Here is a 16,472-nt window from a genome sequence, read left to right as displayed (position 1 = left end):
ATTATACGAAACCCCACTGAACCGATTCTGAACAATAAGACCTATATGATGGCATCACGCTACAAAATCGCTTGACTTGGAGTGAACTCCAAATGTAATAATATCCGGTGTAAGTAGCTGGAGTAGACTACATTTGAAGAAAACAATATCTAGGAAAGCGAGGTATAATTAAATGGACTATGTGAAACTTGGAAATACCGGTTTGGATGTATCCCGGCTTTGTCTTGGGTGTATGGGCTTTGGGGTTGCAGAACGGTGGATTCACCCATGGATACTAGATGAAGAGCGCAGTCGTCCAATTATAAAAAATGCCCTGGAGCTAGGTATTAATTTTTTTGATACCGCGAATGTATATTCAGATGGAACTAGCGAAGAAATTGTTGGACGGGCTTTAAAGGATTATGCGAATCGAGATGAAATTGTCCTCGCGACAAAGGTTCATTTCCGTATGCATCAAGGCCCGAATGGTGCGGGACTTTCCCGAAAGGCTATCATGAGTGAAATAGATAAGAGCCTTAAGCGACTGGGGACAGATTATGTGGATCTGTACCAAATCCATCGCTGGGATTACAATACCCCTATTGAAGAGACGATGGAAGCTTTACATGATGTTGTGAAGGCCGGGAAGGCAAGATATATTGGTGCTTCTGCCATGTACGCATGGCAGTTTCTGAAGGCGTTACATGTTGCTGAAAAGAATGGATGGACCCAATTTGTATCAATGCAGAATCATTTAAATCTCTTATATCGTGAAGAGGAAAGAGAGATGCTGCCGCTTTGTAAAGAAGAAAAAATCGGTGTGATTCCATACAGCCCGCTTGCAGGTGGAAGATTGACGCGTGATGTGCAGGAAACAACACATCGTTCCGAAACCGATCAGGTTGCGAAATCTAAATACGATGCGACTGCCGATACCGATCGATTGATCGTGGAGCAGGTTGCGGCCATCGCAGAAAAACGTGGAGTTCCTCGCGTTCAAATCGCACTTGCCTGGTTGCTACAGAAAGAACCGGTAACAGCTCCCATTATCGGTGCTACGAAAACGTCTCATCTCGAAGATGCAGTAGCTGCTCTTTCGATTACGTTAACACCTGAAGAAATTGCATTGCTGGAAGAGCCATATGTTCCTCATCCGGTAGTTGGCGCTCAGTAAATATGGATGAAATGAAAGTTTCGAAATAAGAAACAACAAGAACGCCCTATCCATTTACATAGGGCGTTTCTTGATCAGAAATCAGGAGGTGAAGTCTGCATGTTGATCGCAGAAGTAAGCAAAAAATTCGAACTATCTCAGGATACACTCCGCTATTATGAACGCATCGGACTTATTCCGCGTGTGAACCGTAATAAAAGTGGAATCAGGGATTACACGGAAGAAGACTGCAGATGGGTTGAATATATCAAATGCATGCGAGGCGTAGGGCTTCCCATTGAAATTTTGATTGAGTACGTTAGGTTGTTCCAGCAGGGTGATGAAACGATAAATGCTAGAAAAGAACTCCTAATGGAGCAGCGTAAGCAGCTCATTGCAAAAATGGCAGATATGAACAACGTATTGGAACGCATGGATTATAAAATTACAAGCTATGAACAGACAATAGGTAAAAAAGAAAAACATCTAATTTAACCCCTACGTGCTTTGCGGGAGAGCAGGTTCCCCAAGGACTGAACACCTTGAACAAACAAGACTAGAATGATGACGGTAATCAGCATAACCAGCGTATCAAAACGTTGATAGCCATATGCGATCGCCAGATCACCAATTCCGCCTCCGCCGACCGCACCAGCCATAGCAGTAGCACCAATCAGACCAATGGATGCTGTCGTTAACGACAAAATCAGAGAACTGAATGCCTCAGGAAGCAAAAAATATCGAATGACCTGGAATGGAGTCGCCCCCATCGCATCTGCTGCCTCCAGTATCCCCGGATTTACCTCCAACAGCGAGTTTTCGACCAGCCTGCCGATATATGGCGCAATATATACAATCAAGGGGACAATTGCCGCACTGGTCCCAATGGATGTATTCACAATCAGACGGGTTAACGGAATGATCGCAATCAGCAAGATAATAAACGGTAAGGAACGAACAATGTTAATGATCGGATTCAAAATATTGTGCAGCCATTTGTTCTCCAGAATTCCACCCGGACGAGTGATGACGAGTAAAATACCGATAGGGATACCGATCAGGGCACCAATGAATAATGATATGCTGACCATAAGCACGGATTCATACAAAGCTTCCCACAGTTGATCCCAGGTGATCGTAGTTCCTGTAATCATCATAGACTCTCTACCTCCTGAATATGGACTCCTTTGCTCTTGAGAAAATCAACAGCCTGCTGAACGGCATGCTGTCCACCGCGCAGTTGGATCGTCATATAGCCAATTGTCGTTTCTTGAATCTCCGTCATGTTGGCAAACAAAATGTTCACGTGGATATCATGCTGCCGAATCAATTCATGAACCACCGGATCAGAAGCAACCTGCCCTATAAACTCCAGCTTGTAAATTCGCTGTGATTCTTGCTGTTCGAACGTTTGCAGCACACTCTCGGGTACCGTATCGTGAATGACCGTGCGTACAAAGCTCTGTGTCGTTGGGTGCTGCGGCTGCCCGAATACCTCCAGGACATTGCCCTGCTCGATGATTTCCCCCTTTTCCATTACGGCTACCTTATTGCAAATTCGCTGAATCACCGACATCTCATGGGTGATGATCAAAATGGTGATCTTGTATTCCTTATTGATTTTGCGAAGCAAGTCGAGAATTGACTGTGTGGTCTGCGGATCAAGTGCCGAGGTTGCCTCATCACAGAGCAAAATGGACGGGTTGCTCGCAAGCGCCCGTGCAATCCCTACACGCTGCTTTTGTCCGCCGGAAAGCTCGTTGGGATAGCTATTCGCCTTGTCGGACAATCCTATGAACGCCAAGAGCTCTTTTACACGCCCATCTATTTCCCGTTTGTTGCGCTTAAGTAGCACCAACGGAATTGCAATGTTGTCGAACACTGTTTTCGATTCCAGCAGATTAAAATGCTGAAAAATCATTCCGATCTTCTTCCTTACCTTCCGAAGCCCAGAGGTCGAGTAGGTATTTAACTGCTCCCCCTCAACAAGAACCTCTCCGCTGGTTACCTTCTCCAGACGATTGACCAAACGGATCAGCGTACTTTTCCCTGCACCACTGAATCCGATAAATCCGAAAATATCTCCTTTATCCACTTTGATATTTATATTTTTTAACGCTTCAATACTTAGACCTTTTCTCACATAGGTTTTGGATACATTCCTAAGTTCAATCATGAGTCCTAACTCCTTCCGTTCTCACAAGTATGTAAGATGTCTCTGAGCTGATTGCTTTTCTTTGGCATGAACGATCGAATTAAATCCGAGTATTCTAGTAAGTTTTATAAAGTATACTACTTCGATTTAATATTCATGTCAATATGTGTTTTGAGTCTGGTTAGTCCATGTCCTTGCATAAATCAGCATGATATTGCAGATGGTATGAAATATGCCGAAGCATACACACCTTACCCGAACGGGACGGAAGCGGAGGAACATAGATGAAGCGAATATTTACCTTGTGGCTATGCGTTGCAGTTATGGGGATGTTGGCAGTTACGGCGGAACCCGCATGGGCCACTCAGACTGTTGACGGACAGCCTTATCATTTTGGATTTAAAAAAAGTAAGGGAGGGGAGCTACCTTCTATCGCACAAGAAGGCTTTATGCACCTGATCAAAAGACAAGGTGGCATCTTTCTGGGGGATACGACTAAAAAAGAATTATTTCTCACTTTCGACAACGGCTATGAGAATGGGTATACTCCGAAAGTGCTGGATGTATTGAAGGCCAAAAAGGTCCCAGCCGCCTTCTTTGTGACAGGGCATTTTGTAAAAGACCAGCCTGCTTTGATGCGACGCATGGCAAGTGAGGGTCATATTATCGGAAACCATTCATGGAGCCATCCTGATATGAGCACCATTTCTTCGGCAGAGATCCGGTCTGAGCTGGATCGGGTACGAAATGCATCGGCAGAGCTAACCGGGCAAAAAGAAATGAAATATGTCCGACCGCCTCGCGGCATTTTTAGTGAAAAAGCATTGGCTTCCTGTCGAGAAGCCGGATATACGAGCGTATTCTGGTCTGTAGCTTACAAGGACTGGGACACAAATATACAGCAAGGAACGGACTATGCCTATCGTCAAGTCATGCGTCAGCTCCATCCTGGTGCGGTTATTCTGCTCCATTCCGTATCCAAGGACAATGCCGAGGCGCTTGCTTCTATCATCGACGAGGCTCGCAAGCAAGGGTATGAGTTTAAAAGTCTAGACGACCTTAAGGTGAAACATTATCACTAAATAGTAATTGAATTTAATGAGTCGATATCATAATGAGCCCGATCCACACCTGCCCATGGTAGCCAGTGTGAATCGGGCTTTTTAGTTTACGACCAAGGAAGGTAATGGATATAATGACTGTAAGAAATGAATTGGAAAGCACTATTTTTTGGAGGTATATCATGCATTTTGTATTTGATCTGGATGGAACGATTTGCTTTAAGGGTCAGTGTGTGTCGGATAAGATCGCAAGCTGTCTGGAACAATTGCCCCGATCGGGACATGAAGTCATTTTTGCCTCGGCACGGCCGATTCGCGACATGTTACCCGTACTTCCTAAACGCTTTCACACCTATGCTCTGATTGGTGGCAACGGCTCTATGATCTCCCAACAAGGCAGTATAACTCACGTGGAATCCTTTTTACCAGATGTGAAGAATGCCTTGCTCGCACTACTGGAGGAACACCAAACCACCTACCTGATTGACAGCGAGTGGGATTATGCATATACGGGTGCAGCTGATCATCCTATACTCAACAATGTGGATATCAGCAAGTTGGCGCAAAAGCTGCCTTTGGCTTCCCTGAAATCCATCGTAAAAATGCTCATTTTAACTGCTGACGATATGGATGAGCTGGCCGCCAAGCTTTCGCCGCTCGGCGTGGTCATCCATCAACACCGTAATGAACAAGTGCTGGACATCAGCCCGCAAAATATCCATAAATGGAACGCACTTCAGAAGCTTGGTGTGCAGCCCCGTCAATTTATCGCCTTCGGCAATGATGCGAATGATATACCGATGTTCAGGGAGGCACACCATGCTGTCATGATTCATCAACATGCTGAACTGGCTGCCTTCGCGACTGAATCGATCCCTAATGAGGGGGAAAATCAAGAAGACCTGATTATCGCCAAAATACGTGAGTTGGCTGAAACAGTTACCATTTAGCCAAACGCCAAGAAAGGGAAGGTCTCTCTATGAACCTTCCCTTCCTTTTACCATTCTACAGATAGCAACGCCTATTGCACGCTTAGCATATACACTCGGGCTTCATAGGGGCGCAGCTTCAAGGCGTGCAGTTGTTCCCCTTGTATCGGCTCGTAGTTGGACAACAGCAACTCCGCCTTAGCGACAGGAAAGTCCTCCTCGGGCCAGTGGTACACCGGATCACGATCAAAGAAATTCAATATGACCAGCAAACGCTCTTCTCCCAGCAAACGAGTGAATACATACAGCTCCGTATCTAGCGGCAACAGCAGCTTGTATTCGCCATAGACTATGACCTCATGTTGTTTGCGCAGAGCAATCAACTTGCGATAATAGTGGAAAATCGAGTCCGGATTATTTCTTTCTGCCTCTGCATTAATGTGTGTGTAGTTATCATTAATCTTCATCCACGGCTCTCCATCGGTAAATCCGGCTGAAGGTCCAGCATTCCATTGCATGGGAGTACGCGCATTATCCCGACTTTTCCGCCAGATCTCTGCCATAATCTGTTCCTCAGACTCACCGATCTTCCGTTGCTGCTCATAATAATTCAACGTTTCCACATCCCGATAATCATCAATTGACGGGAATGCGATATTCGTCATGCCAATTTCCTCACCTTGATAAATATAAGGCGTACCCTCTAACATATGTGTGAAGGTTGCCAGCATTTTGGCTGACTCTACGCGATATTGTCCATCATTAGCAAATCGCGAGAGGGCCCGCGGCTGATCATGATTGTTCAGATAATTGGCATTCCATCCTTCCTCATGAAGCACTGTCTGCCAGCTGCTCATTATTTTTTTCAGCTCCACCAGTGTCCACGGCTTGGGTTTCCATTTTTCCGTCCCTAGCCCTTGTGCATCAATAAACATGTGTTCAAACTGGAAAACCATATTCAGCTCATGCCGCTGGTCCCCCACATAATCAAGCGCCTGTTCCGGTCCTAAACCAGACGTTTCGCCAACTGTCATTAAGGGATAACGCTCCAGTAATTTTTCATTCAGCATCCGTAGAAGCACATGTACCTGTTCCAGATTGGAAAAGAGCTGATAGGCACGTACCAAGGTTCGTTTGTCAGGATTATCGGCATCCGGCAGCCCCTCCGCTTTGACAATATGGGCAATGGCGTCAAAACGGAAGCCATCGACTCCCTTTTTCAGCCACCATTCCACCATGCGGTAGAGCTCGCTCACCATCTCTTCATTTTCCCAGTTCAGATCTGGCTGATGCTCGGAATATAGATGCATGTAATATTCGTCTGTAAGCTTGTCATATTTCCACACTGAACCGGAAAAATACGATTCCCAGTTGTTCGGATATCCGCCATTTTTGCCTGTTCGCCATATGTAGTAGTCCCGCTTCGGATTATCCTTGGACGAGCGTGACTCCGTAAACCACGGATGCTCATCCGATGTATGGTTTAATACCAAATCCATCATGATTTTGATGCCTCGTTCATGCGCCTGGTGAAGCAGTTCGTCAAAATCCTCCATCGTTCCAAACTCATCCATAATGGCATAATAATCGCTAATATCATATCCGTTATCGTGATTAGGCGATTTATATACCGGACAAATCCAGATTACATCAATACCCAGCTCACACAAATAATCCAGCCTGGACAAAATGCCTCGCAAGTCTCCTTTACCGTCTCCGTCAGAATCCTGAAAACTGATCGGGTAAATCTGATATACAACGGCTTCCTTCCACCATATTTTTCTAGGCATGTTTCCCTCCTGTAGCTTCTCTGTACATCCAATAGCTTATGCTCTTAACATACACGCAATACCTGTCTGCGAATCGTTGGTGTAGGGGAACAAGAGTCTTGTAAGCTTGCTTCGACGCATTAGCAGAGCCGCTATAACCTACGGAGATTTATTTTAAAAAAATATTTTGCAAAACAGGTTGTAAAAGTGGACCTGGCGTTACCTATATTTATGAGCTGCCCATATACATGTACTCAAAGCGGTGCCACTTTTGAATAAAAGGAGGAACTTACATGAACCATCGACCCAAGGAGCCAAAGGATCTGATTGTGGAAACTACTGTGATCCCGCCCAACATCCATGTGGATGTGGAGTCAGCCACTGAGGGGGGAACTCGCCGCCTGATGCTTAGCGATAACCCGGAGACGCTTACCCACGTGACGGTACCTACCGAGCAAGCCACCCTGTGGCATGACGTGGTTCGCACGACAACCCGAACAGTCAAACATCGCATTTTCGGCTGGCATTATAACAAAATCGGCAGCGCTGTTAAACTGGGCATCACCGTAGAGAACAGAAGCGCTGCTAAACTAGAAGTACGTCATATTGAACGTGCCCTTAAGATTGTGCCTGAGGATGGCAACTGGATTATAGATGTCGGGCAGTCTATTGCCAAAAGCTGTTTGGCGGGTACGATGGAACGTCTGAAGCCAGCAGACCGTCATAAATTCGGCAAAGGCACCGCCCTGCTGGAGGAATTTGAGCTGCCCGAAGGATCACTGGCCGGATTCATCTATGACCTCACAGTAGAATTTGCTGAAGGCCACGGTACGCTGGATTATGTGATTCGCACCGTGATCAGCAAGGATACGCAGACGGATCTGCGCCAGATTCATATGGATGCGCTTCCTCCCGTACCTCCACCACAGGCGCATCCACGAGGGGTGTGGTCCTTTTCCGAAACGAATGCGCGGATGCCAGAGTACGTGGTCGGGCAAAGCGCCAACTACCGGGCGTGTGCCACCAAAAAGCTGAACGGCGAGACTCCTGCCGATCTGCTGTTTACCGGGGCACGCAGCGAGCTGGGGCCTGCGCTAGATAATCGCGGACAATTCGGAACCATATACAACGCGACGATTCCCATCGTTAATGACAGTGACGAGGTACGTATCGTACGAATCTATGCCAATCCACGTGGGGGCGCGTTCGCCGGGTCTGTGCGTGTGGATGATCGTGTATATGGTATCCCTCTGCTACGAGATAATACCAAGGTATGCCGATTGGCTGATATCAGCGTCCCTCCCGGCAGATCTAGCTATGATCTCAGCTTCATGGTTGCAGGGAGCGCAACCACACCCTTGGGGCTATACGTCATTACACTATAGCTGTGCTCACGATGACTGAATGAGCGAACGTGGAGCCAAAATTTTCACAGAATATGGTCTGCTCTATAGTAAATGGAGCTGTCCCAAAGCTGGTTTTAAACTTTATTGGACAGTCACGCTTCGTCATTAGTATAAAAAAGCGCGAGTGCAAGGGTTATTCCCCCCTGTAGCTCGCGCTTTTTGGTTCATGCTCACCCATTTGAGCAGGTTATGGTCAAGCGAAGGCACGTAGTCCTCTTCGCCGCCATACCCGGCATCGGCGATGACCATACCCGGTTACCCGGTTTGTGTCAGAATAAATATCGCTCTATTTGAACCGCTGGACCTGCCTCGAAGGCATAATGGTCAACTCTGGAATATTGACATGCTCCGGTTGCTCTAGTGCATAAAGGGCAGCTTCTGCAACATCATCGGGATGCAGCGGCAAAACGCTCGAAGCAAACGCCCGAATTTCCTGCTCGGGATATCCGGCCACCTGCGAAAATTCCGTCGCCACCGCCCCGGGGTGAATCGCAGTTACACGAATTCCTTGCGTACTGGTCTCCAAACGCAATGCAGAGGCTATGGCACTAACGCCGTACTTGGTAGCGCTGTATAGTCCTCCTCCGGCAACCACTTCCTTCGCTGCAATAGAGGAGATAATGACAACATCCCCCTTGGCCTGTTCCCTCATTGGCTGAAGTCCGTACTTCAGTGTCAGGACAAGACCGTGCACATTCGTCTTGTAAAGCTCCTCCCATCTTTCCAGTTCCACTTCTGCCAGCGGGCTTCGATACCCGAAGCCGGCATTGGCAACGATAATGTCAAGCCGCCCCCAGCGTTCAAGAATGGCGTGGACCGCCTGCTGTACGTCTTCAGCTTTTTGGATATCGGCAGGTATTGCCATGACCTCGTACAACTCCTCTTGGTTCAAGTCGCGAACCAATTCATCCAATCGCTCCTGACGGCGTGCCAATACAGCTACATACGCGCCTCGCTTTGCCAGTTTTTTTGCAATTGATGCCCCAATGCCGCTGCTTGCGCCTGTTACCAAAGCTACTTTCCCGGCCAGGCTTTCCTTCGCTTTCCAGGATAATCTCAATTCATCCAATATCATATTATACCCTCCCCAAGCTTATTTGGTTAAAAGCACACGATGAACACCCTGGCTGCCTCCAGGAGCTGTACCTATATATAAATATCCGTCATGGTTTACAGCCGTGGTTACCCCATAAAGCGAGCCTTCAGGATCATGCCAGCTTCCGATAAGTTTACCCTGCGGATTAAGCTCTATAGCAAGCCCATGCTTCACAGGTGCGCTTGCACCGCTGAGCAGCGATTGAGGCAATTTGGCCATCATTCCAGCTAGCCACGGGCTTCCATGCATCTGATCTACAAAGGGAATACGTGTTGTGAAGAGACCGACCCAGAAATGGCCTTGATCATCACGCGTAATGTTATCCGGAAAACCGGCGAGATTATCCGCAAAAATATCCGAAGTTCCCTTCTTCGGCCCTTTGAGCCAATATCGGGTCAATTGGTAGTGATACGACTCTGCCACAAGCACAAAATCTTCGTCCGCAGACAAGGCAACCCCGTTCGCAAAATAAAGGCCTTCCAACAGAACTGTCGTCTGCTTGGTCGCCGGATCATATTTCAGCAAACGTCCATGTGGCTTGTTCTCGGCGATTTCTTTGAAGACTACACTGCCATAATTGGAGGTGTCAGAAAAATAAATGGTACCATCTTTGGCAATATCCAGCTCGTTGGCCAAATAGATCGGTGTGCCGTCGACTTGATTGGCCAACACCGTCACGTTTCCGGAAGGATCTACCGACAGCAGCCCCTTCTTAACATCCGTAACGATCAAATTTCCACTTGCGTCAAACATAAGTCCATTGGGCGTTCCTTTGGTATCTGCATATAGCTGGGCCTTTTGCGGATTGCCCTTTGTATCAAAGGCAACCTTATAAATTTTCCCGTCGGAGTCTCCCGTATATAAATTTCCTTCCTTGTCAAAGGTGATAAATTCCGGAAACTTAGGAGCAATTGTAACAAGCTCTGCGGAGCTGAGTTTGTTGTTTTGTTGCCATGGACCCGCTTGTTCAAAAGAGGGGGCCGAAGGTGCAAGCCATTTTGCAGGCTGGACAGGGGAAGGGATGAGCATAAAAATAACCACTCCCAGAAGGATTACCGCCAACAGCGATAATCCGGTTCTGCGTACCCATTTACGCGGTTTCTTAGTCTTTCTTCCTTGAGAATCTTTGACAGATAAATCGGGTTTACTGGGCATTAGAGTGCCTCCTATGTGATGTGAATAATATTTCAGCATTTTGCATAATTCGATTCCCAACGCTCGAAAGTACACTATATAGACGAACTAAACCGTTTCGATCTATATATTGCTGATTTGAAATCGCTCTTGGGATTTATGCAAAATGCTCATTTATATTTGAACGACGATTTTACCGAAATACTGTTTTCCTTCAGCCAAAAGTGCGAAGGCTTCGCCGATTCGGCTGAGCGGGAATACCCGGTCAATGACAGGATGTAAACGATGGCGGGAAATGGCACGATTCATGTTTTCGAAATGTTCCCGGTTACCGACTTGGCTGCCGCGAATCGTCGCAGCCTTCTGCAAAATGCTGGTGACATCAAACTCAGGAATAGTCAAGCCCGATAAGAAGCCGACCATGTTCACAGTCCCTCCGGTGCGAAGTGCATTGATGGATTGCGCCATTGTTGCCGCTCCCCCTACATCCAGGACATGGTCGACTCCGCCGTCTGTCAGCTCCAGAACCACCTTATCCCACTCGGGAACTTCCGAATAGTTGATTGTCTGCCATGCGCCGAGATCCTTTGCCCGTTCCAGCTTGTCATTGCTGCTCGATGTGATAATTACCCTTGCTCCCGCCATCAGAGAAAATTGAAGCCCAAAGATGGAAACACCGCCTGTTCCTTGCAAGAGTACCGTATCCCCCGCTCGCAGCCCACCGGATTCCATCAGCATGCTCCATGCGGTTAATGCTGCAATCGGCAAGGTGGAAGCCTCCTCCCAAGAAAGGTGATCCGGAATGGCGACGACCCCTTCTTCATGCAGAACGATATATTCAGACGCCACTCCACTGAGCGGGCCTCCCAGACTGTCCTTTAAGACCTCCGCTCTCGTGCTCCCGCCAATGAATTTCTGTTGTAAATTTGCCGCTACCCTTTGTCCAATCTGAAATTTTGTCACCCCTTCGCCCACAGCTACAATTTCACCCGCTCCATCAGATAACGGAATAAAGGGAAATTGAATGCCGATCGGCATTAGCCCGTTGATAATCACCAAATCACGGTAATTCAGGGACGCTGCCCTTATGCGGATCAGAACTTCCAGCCGTCCCGGCACCGGTATGTCAAGTTCCGTCAAGGTTAACTCTTCAAAGCCAAAACCGTCTTTCAGTTGCACTGCTTTCATTTTGGTTGTCCTCCCTGTAATGTTAAACTTTTTACCTAGTATGGATACAGTGTATTGCGAAAGAAACACCGTTTCTTATACAATACACTGTATCCAATTGTCTTCAAGACGTCAATCTTTACTTTAAAAATAAAAACGGTCGTAAACTGCCTCCGGGCTTTTAACGTTCCTTACCAAGTAAAATTGGAGACTGGGTGGCTTCGCTTGTCCAGAACTTACTCAGGTGGGCAAGCATACCAAAAAACGCGAGTTGCAGGGGTGAAATAACCTCTGCAACTCGCGTTTTTTACATTAATGGTGATAAAGCGCTGTCCAATAGAATTGGAATTTGCTTATGCCACAGCCTTATTTAAGCTCCATTTTTATAAACTACGTCTACTTAAATTTGTTCCTGACTATATTACGCTACTAAGCATAAAATTGGAGGGCGGACCAGGCTCCGGCTTGCCAAACAAATAACCCTGAGCCAGTGACACACCTGCTTCACGACAAAATTCAAAATCCTCCATCTGCTCTACGCCTTCAGCCAACACTTGGCCTCCAAAACGAAAAGCCGATTCTACAATCCCTGTAATTTGCCGCTTCTGATCACTGTTACTATGACAGCCGTCAATTATACTGCGGTCAATTTTAACATAATCCGGCTGAAGGCAATTCATAAGCTCTGTCGTAGAATAACCTGCCCCCACATCGTCCAGGGCTACCGAAACTCCTCGATTGCGATATTGATCAAAGATATGATGTAAAAAATTAAGGTCGTCTATCTCTTCCGTTTCTACGACCTCAAATACAAAATCCTTCGTACTCATGGATAACCGATCAATCGTCTCAAAGGTGTGATTCAAGCAATAAGCCGGATTATAAATGGTGGAAGGGAGAAAGTTAATAAAACGTTTAATTCCCGCCGGAAGGCATGTTGCACTTTTTTCAATAGCGGAAATACGAGCCGAGCGATCCAGATGAGCATGCAAGCCAGCTTCACGGGCGATTTCAAACAGCCGGAAAGGCTGAAAAGGTCTCTCTGCATGTGACGGACGCAGCAAAAACTCAAACCCGATAATATCCAGCTTGTGATCAACAATAGGCTGCATATGGCTGGAAAAACTTTGATCCTTAATAATACTCACGATATCTGGATGTTGCAGTCTGGCTTGCAATTGACTAAATAGAAGCCAGTCCTCATATCCTTCGATATAATGCAAGCCCGTTACCACAACTTGCATATGGTTCAGGTATTCCTGCGGCAGACGAGCCAGTCCGTTAACCAGCTGTTCCAGCTCTGAACGGCTGTCAAAGCGAAACTCTATGCTGCCCTCACGCCCATGTTCCTGCTTCAGTTGTTCCGATAGCATACCCAAACCATCTAATGCTGGAGTAAGCGACACCCTGGAATGCCTAATTCTGAGCAATCCTTGATCCTTAATAGGTAATATGATGCTGCAATTGCTGCATGTCATAATGGTCCTCCTCGGAACAATTTTCCGGTTTTTTCACCATTATATCACAAATAACTAGAACAAAAGCACTATATAATTACGTGTTTTTACAAAAAAGTAGCTTATTCTTAACGACAACTTAGGACTTAAGTACATATTCGACAAAAATCAGAAAACTTTTTGCAATCATGATAAATTCGGGGCTGTTGTTTTTGGCATCAAAAAAAGCAGCAAATCTCTTGGTTAAAGAGACTTGCTGCTTCATTCTGATATTGAGTGGAAACTAAAATCCGAAGTTATTTGGACGCCTTCGGCTTCGTTGTTTTAGCTGGTTTAACAGCTGCAGGTTTGGTCGTTTTAACAGCTGGTTTTGCTGTTGCTTTCGCGGGAGCCACAGCTTCCTTTACAGGAGTGGTTGCTGCACTAGGCTTAGCGCCAGCTTTTAAGCTGTATTTGGCAAAGCCGTCTGCCGCGCTGCTCAAGTATGAAATTTGTTGATTTCCTGCCAGCACGTCTTTGGCATCAGGAGAGGACTCGAAAGTAACCTTTGCCTGACCAAAAGGAGCAATAGACCAATTGCCGTCCGCCGATGGATTAATCGTTCCGTTCGTACGGATATAGTCAATAATGACCTGGCGACTTTCATCCGGTGCTGCCATCACAATTCGTTTGCCATCTGGGTTAGCCAGTTTGGATGAGGAAGCACGATAGTTATTGGTAGCTACGATAAATTTCTGCGCAGGATCAATAGCCTTCCCATTGTATTGCAGATCCTTGATACGATGAGCTGAAGAATCAATAATCGTTCCCTTGGCATCATATCGTGCAGGCTGAGTTACATCAATCTGGTAATTCACACCGTCAATGACATCAAAATTGTAGGTTGGGAAATCTTTGTTGATCAGCGATTGCTCCTCAGTTTGCTTTGGATCAATGCGGTTGAACTGACCTGCAGACCACTCCAGCCATTCCTGAATTTCAGCACCGGTCACTTCTACAGCATGAACCGTGTTCGGATACACATACAGGTCGGACACGTTTTTAATCGCTATCGTACCTTCAGGAATGTTGGTGTAATACTCGGCTCCGTTTCGACCACCGGCCTTGAATGGAGCGCCTGCCGACAATACGGGAAGATTTTCGTATTCGGTCCCTTTAAGATGGTTTTGAACATACCATTTCTGTGCATTCGTCACAATTTGAATGGAAGGGTCATCCTGCACTAATGCAAAATAACTGTTAATCGGTGCAGTCGTTGTTCCAACAGGTTGGCGAACATAATCCAGCGTTCCTTGATGCTCTTCCTTGATCGAATCTGTCAGTTTGTAGTCAGGAGTAAACTGCACAGCCTGGTTAGTGGTACTCACAACCGGACGTACTTCAGACTGAGAGTTAGTTACGTTCCACTCGCGGTTTCTCTTTTCCAGGCTCAGGTCAATAATACCCAGATCCTTGCCCCATGAGGAAGCTTCCACAGCCGGTACGCCGTTAATGGTTCCTTTATCTAGATCTACACCCTTCATTTCTTTAAAATCAGGGCCGGGGAAAGATTTATGAGCATGCCCAAACAAAATAGCGTTAATTCCGTCCACCTGGCTTAAATATTTAACGGCATTCTCCATCATTGGCGTTTGCGGCACATCCTCATAACCTGTGTGCGCAAGCACGACAATAATGTCAGCACCTTCCGTCTTCATTTGAGGAATAAACTTTTTCGCCGTTTCCACAATATCCTTCGTAACGACTTTATCCTTCAAATTGGCTTCATCCCACTGCATAATTTGTGGTGTGACCAAACCGATGACGCCCACTCTAAGGATGTGCTCTTGGCCCTTCTCGTCCGTTACCGTTTTATCAAGAATTCGATAAGGGGTAAAATAATTTTTAGTAGCTTGCCCCCCCTTGTCAACATAAACATTCGCATTTACGTAAGGAAAATCGGCTCCCTTGAGCGATTTCTCCAGAAAATCGAGACCGTAGTTGAATTCGTGGTTACCCACTGTCGCCGCATCATAGCCCATCAAGTTCATCATCTTGTAGACTGGATGGACACCGCCTTCTTTTTCATAGGTTTTGTTTCTGGCCATATAATCGCCTAATGGATTGCCCTGTAACAAATCACCGTTATCGAACAGCATGCTGTTTCTTGTTTCACTACGCGCCTGTTGGATCAAACCAGCTGTGCTAATCAAGCCATATTCGTTGGTTTCTTTGTCTGAATAGTAATCATAGTTCATCAGCGACGCATGAATATCCGTTGTTTCCATGATCCGCAAATTCACCGTAGCGCTATCGCGAGAATCGCTAGCTGCCCAGGATGGAGCGGCCGAAAACACCAGCATGCTACAAGCCACAACTGCTGCTGTAAACCCTTTAAACCAATTTTTACGAAATAACAAAATATACCCCTCCTCATTAAGGTGTATGCCTCATATACATACTTTTGCACATATATGTAAGCCTTGAACCCACCATTTCTATTTTAATCCAACGCCAGATAAAAGAGTAGTCATTTACTTAAATTATTTATGAAAAAATAATTAATTTTCTCAAAAAAATAAAAAGCCAGCAAACCTCCTAAAAAACTCGGAGATTCACCGGCTTATCCATTTATATTCGTATTACTTCTTCCAAACCTGGCGCTCAGATTGCTGACCCACATACTCAATGCGTGTCGGATTCACGTCCAGAATGACATAATCGGGATCATCCGGTCCGGAAAACCATTCCTTCAAGGAATCGTTCCACACTTGTTTGCGCAGCCCCTCATCAGCTGTGATCTGGACGGTAGCCTCCACTTCTACGACTTCCTTCGTACCGCCAACTTCATAACCCAGCAGCAGATAAGCATTCGGATTGTCCTTTAGCTCCTCTACTTTATGCGTTTTGCGATCTGTCGCCAGATGAATGTTCATTCCATCGTTAAAAAGGGCCATATAGCGTACTTTCGGTTTGCCACCCTCTACCGTACCTAACGAGCAAAATTTGTTGTTATCCAAAGCCTTCACAATGGCTTGTTCCAGTTGGTTGCGATCCAATGTTTCCGTTTTACCCACAGTACAACAACTCCTTTTCACGAATTAGAATTCTCTACGGCCACGCCATTGGGCACCAGCCCATCTGAACCTACTTGCGTAGCTGTTCTGAAAATAACATGACCGGATCG

14 protein-coding genes are annotated in these 16,472 nt (G+C 46.3%); 5 read left to right on the top strand and 9 right to left on the bottom strand.

Translation table 11 applies throughout. The features are described from left to right. The first annotated feature begins 172 nt into the window (after positions 1-172). On the top strand, positions 173-1,153 hold the full coding sequence (locus NLX82_RS18315) for an aldo/keto reductase (RefSeq protein ID WP_068941055.1): 981 nt from the start codon (positions 173-175) through the stop codon (positions 1,151-1,153). A 99-nt stretch (positions 1,154-1,252) separates the two neighbouring features. Then, entirely contained in the window at positions 1,253-1,627 is a 375-nt protein-coding gene (locus NLX82_RS18310) for a MerR family transcriptional regulator (protein WP_023986717.1), read from the top strand. Here NLX82_RS18310 and NLX82_RS18305 read toward each other — a convergent pair. Both NLX82_RS18305 and NLX82_RS18300 read right to left on the bottom strand, forming a co-directional pair. Continuing rightward, on the bottom strand, positions 1,624-2,289 hold the full coding sequence (locus NLX82_RS18305; RefSeq protein WP_023986716.1) for a methionine ABC transporter permease: 666 nt from the start codon (positions 2,287-2,289) through the stop codon (positions 1,624-1,626). The genes NLX82_RS18310 and NLX82_RS18305 overlap by 4 nt on opposite strands. Next, positions 2,286-3,308 (bottom strand): methionine ABC transporter ATP-binding protein, encoded by a 1,023-nt coding sequence (locus NLX82_RS18300; RefSeq protein WP_254348732.1) that lies wholly within the window; start codon positions 3,306-3,308, stop codon positions 2,286-2,288. The genes NLX82_RS18305 and NLX82_RS18300 overlap by 4 nt, the downstream gene beginning before the upstream one ends. Positions 3,309-3,571: 263 nt before the next feature. Here NLX82_RS18300 and pdaA point away from each other — a divergent pair, with 263 nt between their 5' ends. Both pdaA and NLX82_RS18290 read left to right on the top strand, forming a co-directional pair. Further along, positions 3,572-4,369: a delta-lactam-biosynthetic de-N-acetylase gene (gene pdaA, locus NLX82_RS18295; protein WP_028541204.1), complete on the top strand. Its 798-nt coding sequence runs from the start codon at positions 3,572-3,574 to the stop codon at positions 4,367-4,369. 161 nt (positions 4,370-4,530) lie between these two features. Next, on the top strand, positions 4,531-5,298 hold the full coding sequence (locus tag NLX82_RS18290; protein ID WP_254348731.1) for an HAD-IIB family hydrolase: 768 nt from the start codon (positions 4,531-4,533) through the stop codon (positions 5,296-5,298). A gap of 71 nt (positions 5,299-5,369) precedes the next feature. Here the strand turns inward: NLX82_RS18290 and NLX82_RS18285 are convergent, their stop codons facing one another. After that, positions 5,370-7,067, bottom strand: a complete 1,698-nt coding sequence (locus tag NLX82_RS18285) for a glycoside hydrolase family 13 protein (protein ID WP_254348730.1) — start codon at positions 7,065-7,067, stop codon at positions 5,370-5,372. Positions 7,068-7,339: 272 nt separating this feature from the next. On the opposite strand from NLX82_RS18285, the gene NLX82_RS18280 reads away from it, so the two are divergent. After that, positions 7,340-8,431, top strand: a complete 1,092-nt coding sequence (locus NLX82_RS18280; RefSeq protein ID WP_254348729.1) for a hypothetical protein — start codon at positions 7,340-7,342, stop codon at positions 8,429-8,431. Between the two features lie 307 nt (positions 8,432-8,738). Here NLX82_RS18280 and NLX82_RS18275 read toward each other — a convergent pair whose 3' ends face one another. From NLX82_RS18275 to NLX82_RS18250, 6 genes are all read right to left on the bottom strand, one after another. Continuing rightward, on the bottom strand, positions 8,739-9,527 hold the full coding sequence (locus NLX82_RS18275) for an SDR family oxidoreductase (protein ID WP_071559420.1): 789 nt from the start codon (positions 9,525-9,527) through the stop codon (positions 8,739-8,741). Positions 9,528-9,545: 18 nt separating this feature from the next. Continuing rightward, the gene (locus tag NLX82_RS18270) at positions 9,546-10,703 is read right to left on the bottom strand and encodes an SMP-30/gluconolactonase/LRE family protein (RefSeq protein WP_209940854.1); all 1,158 of its coding nucleotides are present in this window, start codon (positions 10,701-10,703) and stop codon (positions 9,546-9,548) included. A gap of 153 nt (positions 10,704-10,856) precedes the next feature. Beyond that, on the bottom strand, positions 10,857-11,870 hold the full coding sequence (locus NLX82_RS18265) for a zinc-dependent alcohol dehydrogenase family protein (protein WP_053324489.1): 1,014 nt from the start codon (positions 11,868-11,870) through the stop codon (positions 10,857-10,859). Positions 11,871-12,265: 395 nt separating this feature from the next. After that, positions 12,266-13,327: an EAL domain-containing protein gene (locus tag NLX82_RS18260; protein ID WP_071559423.1), complete on the bottom strand. Its 1,062-nt coding sequence runs from the start codon at positions 13,325-13,327 to the stop codon at positions 12,266-12,268. A 275-nt stretch (positions 13,328-13,602) separates the two neighbouring features. Continuing rightward, positions 13,603-15,705 carry a bifunctional 2',3'-cyclic-nucleotide 2'-phosphodiesterase/3'-nucleotidase gene (locus NLX82_RS18255; RefSeq protein WP_071559424.1) on the bottom strand — a complete coding sequence of 701 codons (2,103 nt, stop codon included), beginning with the start codon at positions 15,703-15,705 and terminating at the stop codon, positions 13,603-13,605. Between the two features lie 222 nt (positions 15,706-15,927). After that, positions 15,928-16,362, bottom strand: coding sequence for a pyridoxamine 5'-phosphate oxidase family protein (locus tag NLX82_RS18250; protein ID WP_071559425.1), 435 nt, complete (start codon positions 16,360-16,362; stop codon positions 15,928-15,930). Between the last annotated feature and the right edge of the window lie 110 nt (positions 16,363-16,472).

The organism is Paenibacillus sp. A3M_27_13 (genome assembly GCF_024213315.1).
Classification (GTDB): domain Bacteria; phylum Bacillota; class Bacilli; order Paenibacillales; family Paenibacillaceae; genus Paenibacillus; species Paenibacillus polymyxa_B.
The sequence above is the reverse complement of the archived record's forward strand: the minus strand, read 5'-3'. Positions and strand labels throughout refer to the sequence as shown.

Excerpts from the sequence above, each read along its gene's own strand:
- NLX82_RS18310 (WP_023986717.1), top strand. The coding sequence starts at position 1,253 with ATGTTGATCGCAGAAGTAAGCAAAAAATTCGAACTATCTCAGGATACA.
- NLX82_RS18270 (WP_209940854.1), bottom strand. The coding sequence starts at position 10,703 with ATGCCCAGTAAACCCGATTTATCTGTCAAAGATTCTCAAGGAAGAAAG.
- NLX82_RS18305 (WP_023986716.1), bottom strand. The coding sequence starts at position 2,289 with ATGATGATTACAGGAACTACGATCACCTGGGATCAACTGTGGGAAGCT.
- NLX82_RS18290 (WP_254348731.1), top strand. The coding sequence starts at position 4,531 with ATGCATTTTGTATTTGATCTGGATGGAACGATTTGCTTTAAGGGTCAG.
- NLX82_RS18260 (WP_071559423.1), bottom strand. The coding sequence starts at position 13,327 with ATGACATGCAGCAATTGCAGCATCATATTACCTATTAAGGATCAAGGA.
- NLX82_RS18275 (WP_071559420.1), bottom strand. The coding sequence starts at position 9,527 with ATGATATTGGATGAATTGAGATTATCCTGGAAAGCGAAGGAAAGCCTG.
- NLX82_RS18265 (WP_053324489.1), bottom strand. The coding sequence starts at position 11,870 with ATGAAAGCAGTGCAACTGAAAGACGGTTTTGGCTTTGAAGAGTTAACC.
- pdaA (WP_028541204.1), top strand. The coding sequence starts at position 3,572 with ATGAAGCGAATATTTACCTTGTGGCTATGCGTTGCAGTTATGGGGATG.
- NLX82_RS18315 (WP_068941055.1), top strand. The coding sequence starts at position 173 with ATGGACTATGTGAAACTTGGAAATACCGGTTTGGATGTATCCCGGCTT.
- NLX82_RS18280 (WP_254348729.1), top strand. The coding sequence starts at position 7,340 with ATGAACCATCGACCCAAGGAGCCAAAGGATCTGATTGTGGAAACTACT.
- NLX82_RS18285 (WP_254348730.1), bottom strand. The coding sequence starts at position 7,067 with ATGCCTAGAAAAATATGGTGGAAGGAAGCCGTTGTATATCAGATTTAC.
- NLX82_RS18300 (WP_254348732.1), bottom strand. The coding sequence starts at position 3,308 with ATGATTGAACTTAGGAATGTATCCAAAACCTATGTGAGAAAAGGTCTA.